At 40.2% G+C, this 15,433-nt stretch carries 18 protein-coding genes; 15 read left to right on the top strand and 3 right to left on the bottom strand.

Translation table 11 applies throughout. The features are described from left to right. Window positions 1-9 precede the first annotated feature (9 nt). The 8 genes from mltG to I6758_RS03905 all read left to right on the top strand — a co-directional run bounded on the left by mltG (window position 10) and on the right by I6758_RS03905 (window position 6,898). Complete coding sequence (mltG, locus tag I6758_RS03940; protein WP_196603903.1) at window positions 10-1,074, top strand: endolytic transglycosylase MltG; 1,065 nt, start codon at window positions 10-12, stop codon at window positions 1,072-1,074. 23 nt (window positions 1,075-1,097) lie between these two features. Beyond that, the gene (locus tag I6758_RS03935) at window positions 1,098-1,688 is read left to right on the top strand and encodes an O-methyltransferase (RefSeq protein ID WP_196603902.1); all 591 of its coding nucleotides are present in this window, start codon (window positions 1,098-1,100) and stop codon (window positions 1,686-1,688) included. Next, window positions 1,663-2,928, top strand: coding sequence for a peptidase U32 family protein (locus I6758_RS03930; RefSeq protein WP_231038495.1), 1,266 nt, complete (start codon window positions 1,663-1,665; stop codon window positions 2,926-2,928). The genes I6758_RS03935 and I6758_RS03930 overlap by 26 nt, the downstream gene beginning before the upstream one ends. A gap of 50 nt (window positions 2,929-2,978) precedes the next feature. Continuing rightward, entirely contained in the window at window positions 2,979-3,251 is a 273-nt protein-coding gene (locus tag I6758_RS03925; protein WP_196603900.1) for an acylphosphatase, read from the top strand. Between the two features lie 35 nt (window positions 3,252-3,286). Continuing rightward, window positions 3,287-3,739, top strand: a complete 453-nt coding sequence (gene aroQ / locus I6758_RS03920) for a type II 3-dehydroquinate dehydratase (RefSeq protein WP_196603899.1) — start codon at window positions 3,287-3,289, stop codon at window positions 3,737-3,739. Continuing rightward, window positions 3,729-4,796, top strand: a complete 1,068-nt coding sequence (locus I6758_RS03915; RefSeq protein ID WP_196603898.1) for a M24 family metallopeptidase — start codon at window positions 3,729-3,731, stop codon at window positions 4,794-4,796. Before aroQ ends, I6758_RS03915 begins: the two co-directional genes overlap by 11 nt. Window positions 4,797-4,969: 173 nt before the next feature. After that, entirely contained in the window at window positions 4,970-5,527 is a 558-nt protein-coding gene (gene efp / locus I6758_RS03910; RefSeq protein ID WP_196603897.1) for an elongation factor P, read from the top strand. A gap of 300 nt (window positions 5,528-5,827) precedes the next feature. Further along, window positions 5,828-6,898: a branched-chain amino acid aminotransferase gene (locus I6758_RS03905; RefSeq protein ID WP_196603896.1), complete on the top strand. Its 1,071-nt coding sequence runs from the start codon at window positions 5,828-5,830 to the stop codon at window positions 6,896-6,898. A 101-nt stretch (window positions 6,899-6,999) separates the two neighbouring features. Here I6758_RS03905 and rpmA read toward each other — a convergent pair whose 3' ends face one another. The 3 genes from rpmA to rplU are packed head-to-tail and all read right to left on the bottom strand — an operon-like array spanning window position 7,000 to window position 7,918. Continuing rightward, window positions 7,000-7,281 carry a 50S ribosomal protein L27 gene (gene rpmA, locus I6758_RS03900; RefSeq protein ID WP_196603895.1) on the bottom strand — a complete coding sequence of 94 codons (282 nt, stop codon included), beginning with the start codon at window positions 7,279-7,281 and terminating at the stop codon, window positions 7,000-7,002. Between the two features lie 5 nt (window positions 7,282-7,286). Then, the gene (locus tag I6758_RS03895) at window positions 7,287-7,607 is read right to left on the bottom strand and encodes a ribosomal-processing cysteine protease Prp (protein ID WP_196603894.1); all 321 of its coding nucleotides are present in this window, start codon (window positions 7,605-7,607) and stop codon (window positions 7,287-7,289) included. Then, window positions 7,607-7,918 carry a 50S ribosomal protein L21 gene (gene rplU, locus I6758_RS03890; RefSeq protein ID WP_196603893.1) on the bottom strand — a complete coding sequence of 104 codons (312 nt, stop codon included), beginning with the start codon at window positions 7,916-7,918 and terminating at the stop codon, window positions 7,607-7,609. The genes I6758_RS03895 and rplU overlap by 1 nt, the downstream gene beginning before the upstream one ends. Before the next feature lie 406 nt (window positions 7,919-8,324). On the opposite strand from rplU, the gene I6758_RS03885 reads away from it, so the two are divergent. The 7 genes from I6758_RS03885 to I6758_RS03855 all read left to right on the top strand — a co-directional run bounded on the left by I6758_RS03885 (window position 8,325) and on the right by I6758_RS03855 (window position 15,422). After that, complete coding sequence (locus I6758_RS03885) at window positions 8,325-9,494, top strand: iron-containing alcohol dehydrogenase (protein ID WP_196603892.1); 1,170 nt, start codon at window positions 8,325-8,327, stop codon at window positions 9,492-9,494. Window positions 9,495-9,512: 18 nt separating this feature from the next. Then, complete coding sequence (locus tag I6758_RS03880; protein ID WP_196603891.1) at window positions 9,513-10,151, top strand: flavodoxin; 639 nt, start codon at window positions 9,513-9,515, stop codon at window positions 10,149-10,151. A gap of 39 nt (window positions 10,152-10,190) precedes the next feature. Continuing rightward, a complete protein-coding gene (locus tag I6758_RS03875) occupies window positions 10,191-11,075 on the top strand; it encodes a carboxymuconolactone decarboxylase family protein (RefSeq protein WP_196603890.1) in 885 nt (294 codons plus the stop codon). A 76-nt stretch (window positions 11,076-11,151) separates the two neighbouring features. Continuing rightward, the gene (locus I6758_RS03870) at window positions 11,152-12,060 is read left to right on the top strand and encodes an AraC family transcriptional regulator (RefSeq protein ID WP_196603889.1); all 909 of its coding nucleotides are present in this window, start codon (window positions 11,152-11,154) and stop codon (window positions 12,058-12,060) included. A gap of 522 nt (window positions 12,061-12,582) precedes the next feature. Next, entirely contained in the window at window positions 12,583-13,413 is an 831-nt protein-coding gene (locus tag I6758_RS03865; protein WP_196603888.1) for an oxidoreductase, read from the top strand. Window positions 13,414-13,724: 311 nt separating this feature from the next. Then, the gene (locus I6758_RS03860) at window positions 13,725-14,879 is read left to right on the top strand and encodes an alpha/beta hydrolase (RefSeq protein ID WP_231038494.1); all 1,155 of its coding nucleotides are present in this window, start codon (window positions 13,725-13,727) and stop codon (window positions 14,877-14,879) included. Between the two features lie 105 nt (window positions 14,880-14,984). Beyond that, window positions 14,985-15,422 (top strand): (R)-mandelonitrile lyase, encoded by a 438-nt coding sequence (locus tag I6758_RS03855; RefSeq protein WP_456291235.1) that lies wholly within the window; start codon window positions 14,985-14,987, stop codon window positions 15,420-15,422. Window positions 15,423-15,433: the final 11 nt, after the last annotated feature.

The raw sequence follows: 15,433 nt of genomic DNA, 5'->3' as shown, positions 1-15,433 counted from the left end.
GGGATAATTTTGTCCGATATTCTGCAAAATATTGAAAAATATGGCAAAAGAATTTTTTTGTATGTAAAAAATGATAAAATATTTAGTATTCCTTTAAAATACGTAATAGGTGTGTTTTTTCTATTTATGTTAACTGTACTTATCGGTTTTCATTCGATCACTCCGGCAGATGACCAGGAGCAGATTGTCATTAATGTCAAACCGGGAATGCGTACCTCTCAAATAGCGGAATTGCTTAAGGATAAGAATATAATATATCATGATGTATATTTTAAGATACTGGCACAGCTTAAAGGACTCGACAAAGGCATGAAGGTCGGGGAATATGTTCTGCACCGCGGCATGAGCAGCAGTGCAGTGATGGATGAATTAATCAAGGGACCGCAGACTGTAATAATAAGGGTGACTGTTCCGGAAGGTTATACTGTGGAGCAAATAGCAGATCTCTTGGAAAGAAAAAAAATTACTTCGAAACAGGATTTTCTGACTTTGGCAAAAAAATATATTCCCTATGAATATATGCAAAACAGTGACCCGAATGTGAAGTATAAACTTGAAGGTTATCTTTTTCCCGATACATATGAATTTATTGAGGATACTCCGGCAAAAAAGGTAATAGATGCTATGACAGGTGAGTTTGATAAAAAAATTGATGCAAGTCTTCGTGAAAGAGCAAAGCAGATGAATCTTTCCATGCATGAACTGGTGGTCATGGCGTCACTTGTTGAAGCGGAAGCTAAATTTAATGAGGACCGTCCGCTTATAGCCCAGGTTTTTTTCAATAGGTTGAAAATAAATATGCCTCTGCAGTCTGATACGACTATTCAATATGCGATGATTGAACGCAAAGAGAATGTATCTATAAAGGATACTAAAATAGATTCACCTTATAATACATATATACATTACGGATTGCCGCCGGGAGCTGTGGATAATCCGGGTATTGCCTCTGTAAGAGCCGTTTTGTATCCGCAGATGAATGATTATCTGTATTTTGTGGCAGATAGTGAGGGCCATAATCATTATAGCCGCACATATCAGGAACATCTTATTAACGTCAACAATATTGAGTGATATTTTTAGATTGGATTTTCAAAATGGAAAATTTATTGAATGAAATGCGCGAATATGCCTTAACATATAAGGTACCTATCATACGAGATCAGGCTGCCAGGATTTTGTGTAAAACAGCAGCTGAGGAAAAGCCGCGTCGTATTTTAGAAATAGGAACAGCTATCGGCTATTCGGCACTTCTTTTGGCATATAGTATTTCCGCTGATGCAGAGATTATTACATTGGAAATAGATGATAAACGAATAAAGACAGCAGAGAGTTTTTTTTCCAGATCGCCTTATCACAATAATATAACTTTGCTAAAAGGAGATGCGGCCGAGACTCTCACTACATTATCGGGGAAGTTTGATTTCATTTTTATTGATGCGGCTAAAGGCCAATATGTTCGATATTTGCATGCTGTTCTGCCGTTGCTGTCTGCGGGTGGAACGATAGTTTCTGATAATGTGCTTTTCCGTGGTTATGTGGAAAGCGTGGGAAAACCGCCTCGCCGTTACAAAACAATAGTTAAAAGGCTTAGAGAATATATTTGTGAAATAAAAGCTAACAGATATTTCAAAACTACGATATATTATGAAGGGGATGGGCTTGCTGTTTCAAAAAAACAAATTTGAATTAAACGGAAGAGCAGAATTGCTTGCTCCGGCAGGAAATCTGGAGAAATTGAAAATAGCCATTTTATATGGTGCTGATGCGGTTTATTTGGGCGGAAAGAAGTTCGGACTGCGTTCCTACGGCGGCAATTTTTCTGTGCAGGAAATGAGCGAAGGCATAAAATTTGCTCATGACAAGGGTAAAAAAGTGTATGTGACAGTCAATATCTTTGCCCATAATGAAGATTTAGCCGGTATTCCGGATTATTTGCGCGAACTGGCAGAACTTGCTGTGGATGGTGTTCTTATTTCCGATCCCGGAGTGTTTGCTATGGCCAGACAAACGATACCGGAAATTCCGCTGCATGTAAGTACACAGGCTAATACAACAAATTGGGCTTCTGTGAATGCGTGGTCAGCTATGGGAGCCGGCAGAGTAGTTCTCGCCAGAGAGCTTTCTCTAAGAGAAATACAGACTATAAGACAAAAATCATCTGCTGAGCTTGAAATATTCGTACATGGCGCTATGTGCATTTCCTATTCGGGCCGTTGCGTTATGAGCAACTATATGACCGGCCGTGATTCAAATAAGGGGGCATGTGCTCAGGCATGCCGTTGGAATTATTCTCTTGTTGAGGAAAAGAGACCGGGAGAATATTATCCTGTTGAAGAAGACAGCAGAGGCAGTTATATTTTCAATTCAAAGGATATGTGTCTGCTGCCCTATTTGGATAAAGTAATTAACAGCGGAGTAAACAGTCTAAAAATAGAAGGGCGAATGAAAAGTGTTTATTACGTTGCGGGTGTCGTTAAAGCGTATAGAGAGGCCATAGATACTTATTATAAAGATCCTATCCTTTTTAAGCAGATGCAGAAAAAATGGCGCAATGACTTGGCTAAGATATCCCACAGACAATATACGGCAGGCTTTCTTCTGGCTAAGCCGGATCATGACGGACATGTATATGATACATCTTCTTATACACAGACAGCCGATTTTATCGGAATGGTTTTATCTTATGATGAGGAAACAAGCTTCGCAACGATAGAACAGCGAAACAATATGAAGCTTGGTCAGTATATTGAGGTATTTCAACCACATGGGCCGTCATATTATCAGAATATCCACATAATGAAAAATGATGAGGGAGAAAATATCGATACGGCTCCACATCCGCAGCAGATAATCAAAATGAAGATGGAGCATCCGGTAGAATCCGGTGCGATATTGCGGCGTGATATCACAAGACCTTTTGTCTGATAAAAAAAGCTTGTCAGGCATAAAGATCGTACAGCAGAAAGAGGAAATGTATGGAAAGATACTTTGCCAAAGCATCCGGACGGGTGCAGGGGGTGGGATTCCGTTATTTTGTTCAATCCATTGGTAAGCAGTATGGGCTGTCGGGCTGGGTAATGAATATGGCTGATGGCACTGTCACAATGGAGGTACAGGGAGATAATGTACATTTGAATGCCTTTTTTTCTGAAATAAAAAAGGGTAATATATTTATAAAAGTTACTGCTATAGATATAAAATCCATAAATATGGTAGACGGCGACAGCGGTTTTGATATAAAATATTAACAATATATAAAATACGTAAATGGATAGTGGTTATTATGAAAAAAGTTCTTGTTCTGCATGGTCCAAATCTTAATCTTTTGGGTACACGGGAACCCGAAATATATGGCTCGGCAACTCTTGCAGACATAAATAATTTACTCAAGGAAGATGCCGATAAGGCCGGTATCGGCATTAATTTTAAACAAAGCAATTATGAAGGCGAGTTGATAGAGGCAATTCAGCAGTCGTCGGATTACGACTATATTATTTTAAATGCCGGTGCATTTACACATTATAGTATTGCTATTCGTGATGCTATTGCTTCTGTGCGGACTCCTGTGATAGAAGTGCATTTGTCTAATATTCATAAAAGAGAAGCATTCCGCAGCAATTCGGTCATCGCACCCGTGGCAGTGGGGCAGATCTGCGGGTTGGGTGTGGGCAGCTACATTGCTGCACTGCAATATATTATCACGGAACTGACTGGGGCTAAAAAAAATGGAAAATAACAGACTTTTTCGTTTAAGAAAACTTCTGGCGGAAAAAAATGCCGATGCCGTAGTTGTAAATAAAAATGAAAATGTTCATTATTTCAGCGGCTTCTATGGGGATGATTCGGCACTTGTAATAACACGTGAAAAAGAATATCTCATTACCGATTCGCGTTATCTGGAACAGGCGGCACAGCAGAGCAAGTTTCCTGCTGTGGAACAAAGAAAAGGCCTCCTCACAAAAATAAGTGAGATGATTCGTGCTGATGGTATAAAAACATTAGCATTTGAGACAAATGCACTTATGTATGCATCTTATGACGCTCTGCGTCAGATGCTGCCGGGAGTGAATTTCTCTGTTCCGATTAATCTGGACGGCTTGCGTATACAAAAGGAGCCGGAGGAAATAGAATTAATAAAAAAGGCTGTCGCGATAAGTGACAAAGCTTTTGAGCACATAATTGAGTATATCAAACCGGGACTTTCTGAAATAGATATAGCGGCTGAACTTGAACATACTATGCGCAGGCTTGGCAGTGAAAGACCTGCTTTCACTACAATTGTTGCTTCCGGTAAAAGAGGCAGTCTTCCGCACGGAACAGCTACTGAAAAGTTGATTCTTGACGGAGAATTTGTTACAATGGACTTTGGCGCTGTCTATAAAGGCTATCATTCGGATATTACGCGTACTGTATGTGTGGGCAGAGCATCAGACAAGCAGAAGAAAATATACGATATTGTTGCGCAGGCACAACTCCTGGGGATAAAGAGCATCAAGTCCGAAACCGATGGGAAAACCATAGATGCACCTTCGCGGGATTTTATAAAAGCTGCAGGCTATGGCAGTAATTACGGTCACGGGCTTGGGCATGGGGTCGGTCTGGAAATTCATGAGCTTCCTCGTCTTTCTCCGCTGGCTCAGGATGTAATTATAAAAAAAGATATGCTTGTAACTGTTGAACCGGGAATATATATTCCTGATTTTGGCGGTGTACGAATAGAAGATACTACATTGGTTGGTGAACGTGGAGCTGTCATCCTGACAAAAAGCACCAAAGAACTTATGGAAATTTAGGGCGTTTTAGAACTGATATGAAAGAAGTTATCCAAAGCTTCAGAGATACATTAAGAAACTTGATGGTATGGCAGTAAAATATATTGGTGCATGGCTGCTGTAAATTTTTAATGGACGGTGTATCACATTTGGATAAAATAGATATAAAATATTAATTTGGAGGTTTATTTTTAATGATTTCAAGCAGTGATTTTCGTACAGGTCTTACACTGGAAATAGACAATGGTGTATGGCAGATTGTTGATTTTCAACACGTTAAACCGGGAAAAGGTGCGGCTTTTGTGCGTACAAAAATAAAGAATGTACAGACTGGGGCCGTGGTCGAACGTACATTTAATCCCAATGAAAAATTACCGGCAGCTCATCTTGAAACCAATCAGATGCAATTTTTATATGAAAGTGACGGAATGTATACTTTCATGGACAATGAAACATTTGAACAAACCGAACTCAGCAAGGAACAGCTTGGTGATGCTCTTAACTTTCTGAAAGAAAATATGGATATAAGTCTGCAGACTTTTAAAGGTAAAATAATCGGTATTTCTTTACCAAATTCTGTAGTGCTGGAAGTTGTTGAATGTGAACCCAGTGTAAAAGGTGATACCGCTACTGGCGCTACAAAAATGGCAAAAGTAGAAACAGGATATGAAGTGCGGGTACCGCTTTTTGTCAATGAAAATGATAAGCTGCGTATTGATACTCGCACCGGCAATTATATCGAACGTGCCTGACCGTGCATTATAAGAGACACTAAGACATTTAGTCATAGTGTCTTTTTGCTGTGCAGCTCTGCTATATACATCCTGAATGGATATCTGTATTGTTCATAAATACGGATTATTTGACGAATTGGCTGTTGGTGCATTTTCTTCGGGTAAAATGATATAAATATTCTGTTCAAATTAATGATTTTAAAGTTGTTTTATCAGTTTTGTTGATTGGCACAAATGTAACCTTGTAATTTTTTATCTTGCGTTTAAAAAACGAGGGGTGTATAATGTATTCATTCTATAATGATGGGAGATAATTATATGAGTACTGTTAAATTTATAAAAGCAGCTGCTTTAAAAGAAAAACCTGATGTATCAAAAATCGGTTTTGGTACGCATTTTACGGATCACATGTTTGAAATGACCTATACTGAAGGTATGGGATGGCATGATCCCCAGATTATACCATATGATAATATTTCTGTAAGTCCGGCTAATGCTACTATACATTACGGACAGGCTATTTTTGAAGGAATGAAAGCCTTCAGACAAGGAAATAAGGTAGTTGTTTTTCGTCCTCTGGATCACCTCAATCGATTGAATAATTCTGCACGTATACTTGATATTCCTCAGGTTGATGTAGATCTTGTACATAATGCTCTCAAACAGCTGATTACTATAGAAAAGGCCTGGGTACCGGATCAGCGCGGTCAAAGTCTTTATATACGTCCGTTTATTTATGCTGACGATGGTTTTTTAGGCGTAAGCGTCGGTAAATCGTATAAGCTGTATATCATATTGTCACCGGTAGCTGCTTATTATGCACACGGATTTGCGCCTGTGAAAATTATGGTTGAAGACACTTATGTGCGGGCGACCAAGGGCGGTCTTGGTGAAGCAAAAACTCCTGCCAATTATGCAGCAAGTCTGCATGCCGGTCTTGTTGCTCATCAGAAGGGTTATGATCAGACGCTCTGGCTTGATGGGGTAGAACGCAAGTATATAGAAGAAGTCGGTTCGATGAATATTCTTTTTAAGATAAAGGGCGAAATAGTAACTCCTGAACTAGACGGCAGTATTTTAAGCGGCATCACACGCCGTACAGTTCTTCAGGTAGCAAAAGAATGGGGATATCCTACATCCGAACGCCGTATCTCTATAGATGAAATTAAAGCTGCTTATAAGGCCGGAACATTGGAAGAAGTCTTCGGTTCAGGTACAGCAGCGGTTATTTCTCCTGTGGGTGTTTTAAGTTATAAGGGCGAGGATATGATCATTAATGAAGGAAAAATTGGGCCTTTTGCTCAAAAGATGTTTGATTACGTGACCGGATTGCAATGTGGTGCGGAAAAAGATATTCATAATTTTACTGAACTTATAACAGAGATTTAAAAGGATATAATATATTTATAAAAAACAGTTGCCGTTTGCGCGGCAACTGTTTTTTTGCTGAATAAATAAAAAAGGCAGGAAAACTTCCCTGCCTTTTTTATTTATTCAGCTGCATACACACTAATTTGTCTTTTATAACGACCATTGCGTTCAAAAGCAACTTTACCGTTGATTTTAGCAAATAAGGTATCGTCTCTGCCAATCCCCACATTTTGACCGGGATGAAAATGAGTGCCCCTCTGACGGACTAAAATACTTCCTGCCGTAACCAAGGTACCTGCCTGTTCTTTTACACCAAGGCGCTGTGCTGCACTGTCACGTCCGTTACGGGTACTGCTGACCCCTTTTTTATGAGCGAAAAGCTGTAAATCAAAATTAAACATCTAATTCACCCCCTGCTGTTTAAAATAGTGACGTTTTTAGGATTACCATTTTTTATTTCCCTGAATCCCAGTAAAGCAACTGAAAATACAGCTTCAGTGAGCTCTGTCGGTGGATCCTGCAAAATAAGATTTAAATGTCCCGATTTAACGTTAAAATCAATTTTTGCCTGTACATGTTCCAATAAACTTAAAATAACTGATTGAGCAAGAGCGGAAACAGCCGCACAGACAATGTCCCTGCCATGGGAAGCAAATTCGGCATGTCCAGTTATCAGCAGCCCCGTAGTTTTATGATCAGCATTGCGCAAAACAGTTATCTTAATCATTATGCTTCGATTTTTTCGATAGTCAGTTTAGTATACGGCTGACGATGTCCTTGACGACGGCGATAATTTGATTTTGCCTTATATTTGAAAATCAAAATTTTCTTTGCCTTATCTTGTTTTTCTACTTTTGCAGTAATTTTGGCTCCAGAAACTATAGGAGTACCAATTTTTACATCTGCATCATTGACCACTGTCAGAACTTCGTCAAAAGTTACAGTGTCTCCTTCCGCAGCCTCAAGTTTTTCTACTATAACAGTATCACCTTCAGCCACACGGTACTGTTTCCCGCCTGTTTTAAAGATAGCGTACATATTTAATTTACACCTGCCTCATTATATACTCGCCAGTTGTGGTTAGCAAACGCTATTTGACCTCACTGAGCGGTTGTTAAGTATGCCTGAAAGACAAACTCATACCAGAAAAGTCTATCATAAAAAGCATGTAGATGTCAATATTAAATATTTACAGTGATGTGTAAATTTATGGGGCTGTCAAACTGATTTATCACTGATAAATATATTCAATAAAAAATAAAGTGGATGTCTTTTACCCATTAGCATGAATACTTTTCGGTTTTGTAATAATATTAGGCAATATTGATATAATTGGGCAATGATTTGAGATAAATGATATATCGTTTACTTCTTTATTTGCGAGATAATATGAGTAAAGTTTTGAAATTTAATGAAAAACAAGATAAGGGAGTTGTTTGAAACTATGAGTTTCACGATGTATGTACCTACAAAAATCTTATTTGGTGCCGGAATGCTCAACGAACTTCATAAACAGAAGTTACCTGGCAAGAAAGCGCTCATTGTTATTTCCAATGGAAAATCAACAAGAAGCAACGGTTATTTAACGCGGACCGAAGAGCAGCTTCGTCTGGCTGGTGTGAAATCAGATGTGTTTGATAAGATACAGCCGAATCCGTTAAAGGCGACAGTCATGGAAGGTGCGGCTTTTGCAAAGAAAAATAACTGTGATTTCGTAGTAGCCCTTGGCGGTGGCAGTTGTATTGATTCAGCCAAGGCAATTGCTATCATGGCAGTGAATGACGGTGATCTTTGGGATTATGTTGCCAGCGGCACCGGCAAGAAAAAACCAATTATCAATGAACCTTTGCCAATTATTGCAATCAGTACAACGGCGGGAACCGGCTCAGAAGCTGATGCAGGCTGCGTAGTTACCAACCCGGACACAAATGAAAAAGTCGGTATTAAGACGCCTGCGCTTTTTCCAAAGATTTGCATTGAGGATCCAGAACTCATGAAAAGTGTCCCGGCAGCATTTACAGCTTATCAAGGATTCGATGCATTAAGCCACAGCCTCGAAGGTTATGTTTCAAAATTTGCAAATCTGATGAGTGATATGTATGCGATTACTGCAATTGAAAATGTCGGACGTTATTTATCACGTGCTGTCAAAGACGGCAGCGATATGAAAGCCAGAGAACATGTGGCATTTGGAAATATTCTGTCTGGTACGGTTATGTGCGTCGGCACAACTTCGAGCCAGCACTCCTTAGAGCATGCTTTATCAGCTTATCACGAAAACTTACCGCACGGAGCAGGTCTTATCATGTTAAGCCGCGCTTATTTTACAAATATCATCGAACACCATGTATGCGACGATCGTTTCATCCGCATGGCTAAAGCTATGGGGATGGAAAATGCCAAAGCACCTATGGATTTCATCACAATGCTTGAAAGACTATTGCAAGAGTGCGGTGCAGCAGATCTGAAAATGAGCGATTATGGCATTACGCCAAATGAATTTCCGAAGATGGCGGAAAATGCTATGGGGCCGATGGGCGGACTCTTCGCCTGTGATCGTGTACAACTGGCAAAAGAAGACTGTATCGCAATCTACAAAAAATCTTATAAATAACGGAAAAAGGAGATCAAAATGAAGAAGCTGTTTATTATGGCCGTGTCCAGCCTTATGATTTTTTTGCTGGCTGGTTGCGGCAGCAGTGATGCTGCAAATTCGCCCTCTTCGCAACAGAAGATGGCATCAACCGTGACAGATAAGAATGATTCAGCGAATGCAAAAACTTCGGAAGATAAATCAATGAATACTAATGGTAAAAAAATTCTTGTAACCTATTTTTCTCAGACAGGAAATACGCGAAGAGCAGCTGAACAAATCCATAATCTTGTTGGCGGAGACATTGTGGAAATTAAGACGGTAACGCCTTATCCGACAGGTTATAATGAATGCGTTGAGGTTGCAAAACAGGAAAAGGAAACGAATGCCAGACCGGTATTATCAACAAAAATCGATAATATGGACAGTTATGATGTGATTTTTGTCGGGTATCCCATTTGGTGGCATACGGCCCCGATGGCCATTTATACCTTTCTGCAATCCTATAATTTTTCCGGTAAGACGGTTATTCCATTTTGCACGAGTGCCAGCAGTGAATTTTCGGAAAGTATGCCGGCGATACAGAGTCTTTGTCCCAATTCCACAATACTTGAAGGTGTTAGAGCTAATGAGCCTAAAGAAGTTGAGGCATGGTTGGCTAAAATAGGCATGCGTTAATTGTAAAATTACTCAATAATATTGCAGGAGTTGATTTTTATGAAAGACTATAAAATTTTAAAGAGATTTTTACGCATAGCGGCCATCAGCCTGAGTACCTTGACTTTCATTGGAACAGCCGCTGCTGCTGCGGAACCGACTGATAATAACATGGAAGAGCCACCGATAGCAATAGACAGGGTCCAGGCTGGTGATGAAAAATATCAACGACTTTTTGGTAATACTAAAGTTCCTGAGGAAATGACCGATCCAGATTTTGCGAATACTATGAAACGTTTTATTTATGGTGAAGTCGAACAACAAGGCAACCTCACAGATAAACAACGTGAGCTTATTACACTCGTAGTACTGGAAACCACTCAGAATACAACCCTTTTCAAGATGCATGTTGGCGGTGCGCTCCGTATCGGTATAACGCCTGTCGAAATTAAAGAGGCCGTCTATCAGTCAGCGCCGTATGTCGGTTTTCCCAAGGCGCTTGATGCTCTTCATATCGTAAATGCTGTTTTAAAAGCGCAGAGAATTAAGCTGCCTCTTGAAAGCCAGACAACGGTAACAGAAGAAGATCGTTTTGAGAAAGGTCTTGCAGTTCAAAAGAAAATTTATGGCGATTATATTGATAAAATGCGTGCTGCTGCTCCGGAAGATCAAAAGCATATTCAGGATTATCTTTCTGCCTTCTGTTTTGGCGACACCTACACGCGTAATGGACTTGACCTCCGTATGCGTGAGCTTTTGACTTTTGCCATTATTGCCTCCTTAGGCGGCTGTGAAAGCCAGCTCAAAGGACATATTCAGGGCAATATAAATGTTGGCAACGACAAGAAAACGCTTATCTCCGCCGCTACTCAATGTATGCCATACATCGGTTTCCCGCGCACGCTTAATGCGCTGCGCTGTATAAATGAAGTATTACCCGAGTGAGAATAAATAGGTTTTACATGATGGGGAATAATATTATAATAAAGCTGGAAGAAATGCAGACACAGGAGGGAGATTTATGCCTGAACAAATAAATAAATATCAGTCTGAGCTTGCCAGACTCATTGAACGCTACGTTGTCCAAGACGGTGCCTATGAGACTGCCGTTCCATCGCTGTTCTTTTTTCGGCAGTCGTCGGTAAATGAACCAAGGCATATATTTCATCAACCTTCCTTATGCATTATCTTTCAAGGAGGAAAAGAAATTTGTCTTGCCGCAGAACGATTTAGATATGGTCCGGCTGACTATCTTATTTCATCTGTCGGTTTGCCGGTTACTGGACAAGTCATCGAAGCATCGCCAAATGTTCCGTATTTATCGCTCAAGCTAGAATTTACACCTAATCAAATCGTCGAAATTATAAATGCTTCCGAAGCAAAAACTCGTCTTAAGGAAGATAACAAACATGCTATGTATGTTTGCCGTATTGAAGCGCCTTTGTTGGATGCGGTAGCCAGATTAGCCCGTTTAGTAGACACTCCTGAGGATATTCCGGTACTTGCACCACTCTTTACAAAAGAGATTTTTTATCGAGTTCTGCAGGGAGCGCATGGAAATATATTAAAGCAATTTGCCATAGAGGGAAGCTATGCCTATCAAGTAAGAAAAATTGTCAAGCAAATTACGCAGAATTATGATCAGACGCTTCGAATTGAAGAACTGGCTAAAATAGCAAATATGAGTGTACCTACACTTCACAGACATTTTAAAGAGATCACGGCAATGAGTCCTATTCAGTTTCAAAAACAACTGAGGCTGCAGGAAGCACGGCAACTCTTATTGTCGGAGACAATAGATGCCGCTGATGCAGCGTTTCGGGTAGGATATGAAAGTCCGTCGCAATTCAGTCGTGAATATTCCCGTATGTTTGGCCTCCCACCAAAGGAAGAGATAAAACGTCTACGAGAAAAATATGCTCAATTATAATCTCCAAAAAACTAATTATGCTTGAAAAAAGGCATAGTAATTGTAAAAATCTCATGAATTCATTTTATATGCAGTAAAGTTCCTGCTAATTTAATGTAGTTGTTTAATCAATAGCTAATCCTACATTTATTTGAGTGGGGACTTTTTTGACTAAAGTTAGAAATATTGGTTGCATCAGCTAAACCAGCAGTTTGTTTAGAAAATATGAGAGGATTAGGTTATTTTTTGATAATAATGGTATAACGATCCATTTTTATTTACTTTATAATTAAAAATGTAGTGGTTTATAAGTAACTGCGAAACAAGCTATAAAGAAAAAATGTGGTGATGCTAAGGACGGAATTGATCCAGTTTTAAATGCGTATTTGAACAGCGTTTGATAAAAAATATCATTTTGTCGAACAGAAAATAAACTGTCTTCAGCATTCGGAGCGGGAACCTAAATTGTAAATTTTCACTCAGCAAGTTGAATATCGGCAAGAGAACGCACATCTTATTAACAATATTAGGAGGTTTTTTATTATGTCTACTTGGTTGATTACCGGTTGTTCGAGCGGCCTTGGCCGAAATCTTGCTCAGGCTGTGTTGAAACACGGAGATAATGTAGTCGTAACAGCAAGGGATCTTTTTGCAATTCAAGAGATTGTCAGTACTTTCCCCGATACGGCACTGGCTCTTCAGTTGGACGTGACAAATCACAAGCAGATTGCGCAAGTGATAAGGCAAGGTGAATCTCGGTTTGGTGGAATTGATGTTCTTGTCAATAATGCAGGACATGGTTATCGCGCCGCAGTGGAAGAAGGAGAAGCTGATGAAGTGGAGGAACTTTTTGCTACAAATTTTTTTGGCCCTGTAGCACTGATGAAAGCGGTACTGCCCGGCATGAGAATGAGACATAAAGGTACTATCGTGAATATCTCCTCTATAGCCGCCCGCACTACTGAACCCGGGTCTGGTTACTATGCAGCAACAAAGTGTGCCCTTGAAGGATTATCAAGAGGTCTTCAGAAAGAGTGTGCCTCCCTTGGTATATCGGTAATAATAGTTGAACCAGGCGCATTCAGAACTGATTTCGCCGGGCGTTCTCTGCGACAGTCGCGGACAGCCATGAACGATTATGCCGCCACTGCCGGACTTCGTCGAATTGGCAATGACGTTACCAACGGGCATCAGATTGGCGATCCTGAGAAAGGCGCAGAATTAATTATTAAGGCTGTTGGTTCATTAGAGCCACCTGAGTTATTAATATTGGGAAGTGATGCCGTCAAGGTGGTCAGCGATGCTCTCAGCACAGATCTCGCGCAGGTAGAAGCGTGGAAAAAGAATAGTATTATTACAGATTACTCCGATTAAACGAAACTTTTATGATGGGATAATTTATGAACTATTTTATAAAATTGTGCTTTGTTTAGAATAGAATGGTGTTAATTTTTGCAATATTATAGATATGGATTGGCAAACGGCAGTTATTTAATAATGAAGAAGAAATGTCAATATGAGCAGTCAGGGGGAAAATGCGACTTGGTTATTCGGGAAATCAATCTTGATAATATTAGGCAATAATACGAGATAATCGTTATATCCTTGAGTGATGATTTTACTGCATAATAATAACATGATAAACAGCCTTATATTTATGTCTAAATATTTGAGGAGGAGTTTTTATGAACCTGAAATTGAAACTAAGTCTGGCAGTGCTGGCATTAGGGTTGCTGAGTATTGGGGATGGCGGACAGATCAGTGCACAGTCAGCGGAGAGAGGCAGTCATCCTGTTGTGGCAATGCAAGAAAGAACTTTTCAGGAAGTAGATCCAAGCACATTTAAAAGTCCAAATGAAAATCCGTTTGGTCTGGTTTATCGGGGAGCAATTACTCAGAATATCTCAGGACAGGTGAATATTCATCCAATCACTTATGATTTGAACGGCATAAAGATTTCGGCTAATGTGTATACACCAGCAGGCTATGATAAGGCAGGCAGTAAAAAATATCCGGCACTTGTTGTCGCACATCCTAATGGAGGAGTTAAGGAACAAGTTGCGGGCTTATATGCACAGCGTATGGCCGAAAATGGTTACATCACAATTGCTGCAGATGCCTCTTTTCAGGGGGCAAGCGGTGGGTTTCCGCGTAATGTTGATAAACCTTTCTATCGGGTTGAAGACATTCATGGTATGGCAGATATGATCTCTTCTTACCCGGGAGTTGATGCGGAGCGTATAGGCGCATTAGGAATATGCGGTGGCGGCGGTTACACGTTGAAGGCGGTGCAAACGGACAAACGTTTTAAAGCGGTTGCAACGCTCAGTATGTTTAATTCGGGCATCGTCCGCCGCAATGGATTCATGGATTCGCAGAAAGATACCACTCAAGAACGTTTACAGCAGGCCTCAGCGGCCAGAGCTCAGGAAGTTGCCGGCGGTGAAGTACAATATACGCCGGACATGCTGGACCAGAATCTGAGTGAGGAACAGCTTGCCAAAATGCCTGATTTGTATCGTGAAGGCTATGAATATTACGGTAAAACACACGCATATCCGAATTCCACGTTTCGCTATACAGTAAGCAGCAATCTTGATTTATTCACGTTTGATGCAGCTAATAATATGGATCTGATCAACCAGCCCTTGCTGATGATGGCAGGCAGCAGAGCAGATACTCTTTATATGACGAAACAGTGTTTTGCCGCGGCAACTGGCACAAAGGACAAGGAATTATTCCTGATAGAGGGAGCAACTCATATTCAGACATATTGGGTGCCCAAATATGTTGAGCAAGCTGTTGATAAACTAACTGTATTCTACGGAAAACATTTATGATCATATCTGCTAATTGGAAAAATGTCGATTGCATCGTGAAATCTTCTTGATTTAAGGAAAAATTTCAATTACAAAAATAAAAGTATATAGACGCAGCATAGAAATATAACAACAATATGGAAATGCTGCGTTTTATTATGCAGCATATGCCTCTATCCGGCATCCTATTTTTCAGGAAGAGCCATTGTGACGCGTGTTTTTGATAAAAATGAGATGGCCAAATTTTCAGGAGGAGCAGTCACTTTTGAGCCAGGTGCAAGGACATATTGGCATATACACCCAGCAGGACAATTGTTGATTGTTCAATCGGGAACGGCGCTGGCACAGGAATGGGGAAGGAAAACGATTGTCCTCCATGCGGGGGATATGCTCTGGTGTCCTCCGAATGTTAAGCATTGGCATGGTGCGGATATGAATGGTGAGATGGTGCAAATTGCACTGACCGGAGATAAAGAGGGGAAAGCTGTTACTTGGCTTGAAGAAGTCAGTGATGCAACATATAGACAGGCAGTTCTTGATGAAGAAAATAATCAAGCTTTGTGAGGGGAGCAAGG

The organism is Pectinatus haikarae (assembly GCF_015732185.1).
Classification (GTDB): Bacteria; Bacillota; Negativicutes; order Selenomonadales; family Selenomonadaceae; genus Pectinatus; species Pectinatus haikarae.
This window is presented reverse-complemented; position numbering and strand designations above follow the sequence as displayed.

Coding starts and splice junctions, on each gene's coding strand:
- I6758_RS03925 (WP_196603900.1), top strand. CDS start 2,979: ATGGAAAGATACTTTGCCAAAGCATCCGGACGGGTGCAGGGGGTGGGA.
- I6758_RS03885 (WP_196603892.1), top strand. CDS start 8,325: ATGAGTTTCACGATGTATGTACCTACAAAAATCTTATTTGGTGCCGGA.
- rplU (WP_196603893.1), bottom strand. CDS start 7,918: ATGTACGCTATCTTTAAAACAGGCGGGAAACAGTACCGTGTGGCTGAA.
- I6758_RS03905 (WP_196603896.1), top strand. CDS start 5,828: ATGAGTACTGTTAAATTTATAAAAGCAGCTGCTTTAAAAGAAAAACCT.
- I6758_RS03935 (WP_196603902.1), top strand. CDS start 1,098: ATGGAAAATTTATTGAATGAAATGCGCGAATATGCCTTAACATATAAG.
- I6758_RS03880 (WP_196603891.1), top strand. CDS start 9,513: ATGAAGAAGCTGTTTATTATGGCCGTGTCCAGCCTTATGATTTTTTTG.
- I6758_RS03870 (WP_196603889.1), top strand. CDS start 11,152: ATGCCTGAACAAATAAATAAATATCAGTCTGAGCTTGCCAGACTCATT.
- efp (WP_196603897.1), top strand. CDS start 4,970: ATGATTTCAAGCAGTGATTTTCGTACAGGTCTTACACTGGAAATAGAC.
- rpmA (WP_196603895.1), bottom strand. CDS start 7,281: ATGTTTAATTTTGATTTACAGCTTTTCGCTCATAAAAAAGGGGTCAGC.
- I6758_RS03860 (WP_231038494.1), top strand. CDS start 13,725: ATGAACCTGAAATTGAAACTAAGTCTGGCAGTGCTGGCATTAGGGTTG.
- I6758_RS03915 (WP_196603898.1), top strand. CDS start 3,729: ATGGAAAATAACAGACTTTTTCGTTTAAGAAAACTTCTGGCGGAAAAA.
- I6758_RS03895 (WP_196603894.1), bottom strand. CDS start 7,607: ATGATTAAGATAACTGTTTTGCGCAATGCTGATCATAAAACTACGGGG.
- aroQ (WP_196603899.1), top strand. CDS start 3,287: ATGAAAAAAGTTCTTGTTCTGCATGGTCCAAATCTTAATCTTTTGGGT.
- I6758_RS03875 (WP_196603890.1), top strand. CDS start 10,191: ATGAAAGACTATAAAATTTTAAAGAGATTTTTACGCATAGCGGCCATC.
- I6758_RS03865 (WP_196603888.1), top strand. CDS start 12,583: ATGTCTACTTGGTTGATTACCGGTTGTTCGAGCGGCCTTGGCCGAAAT.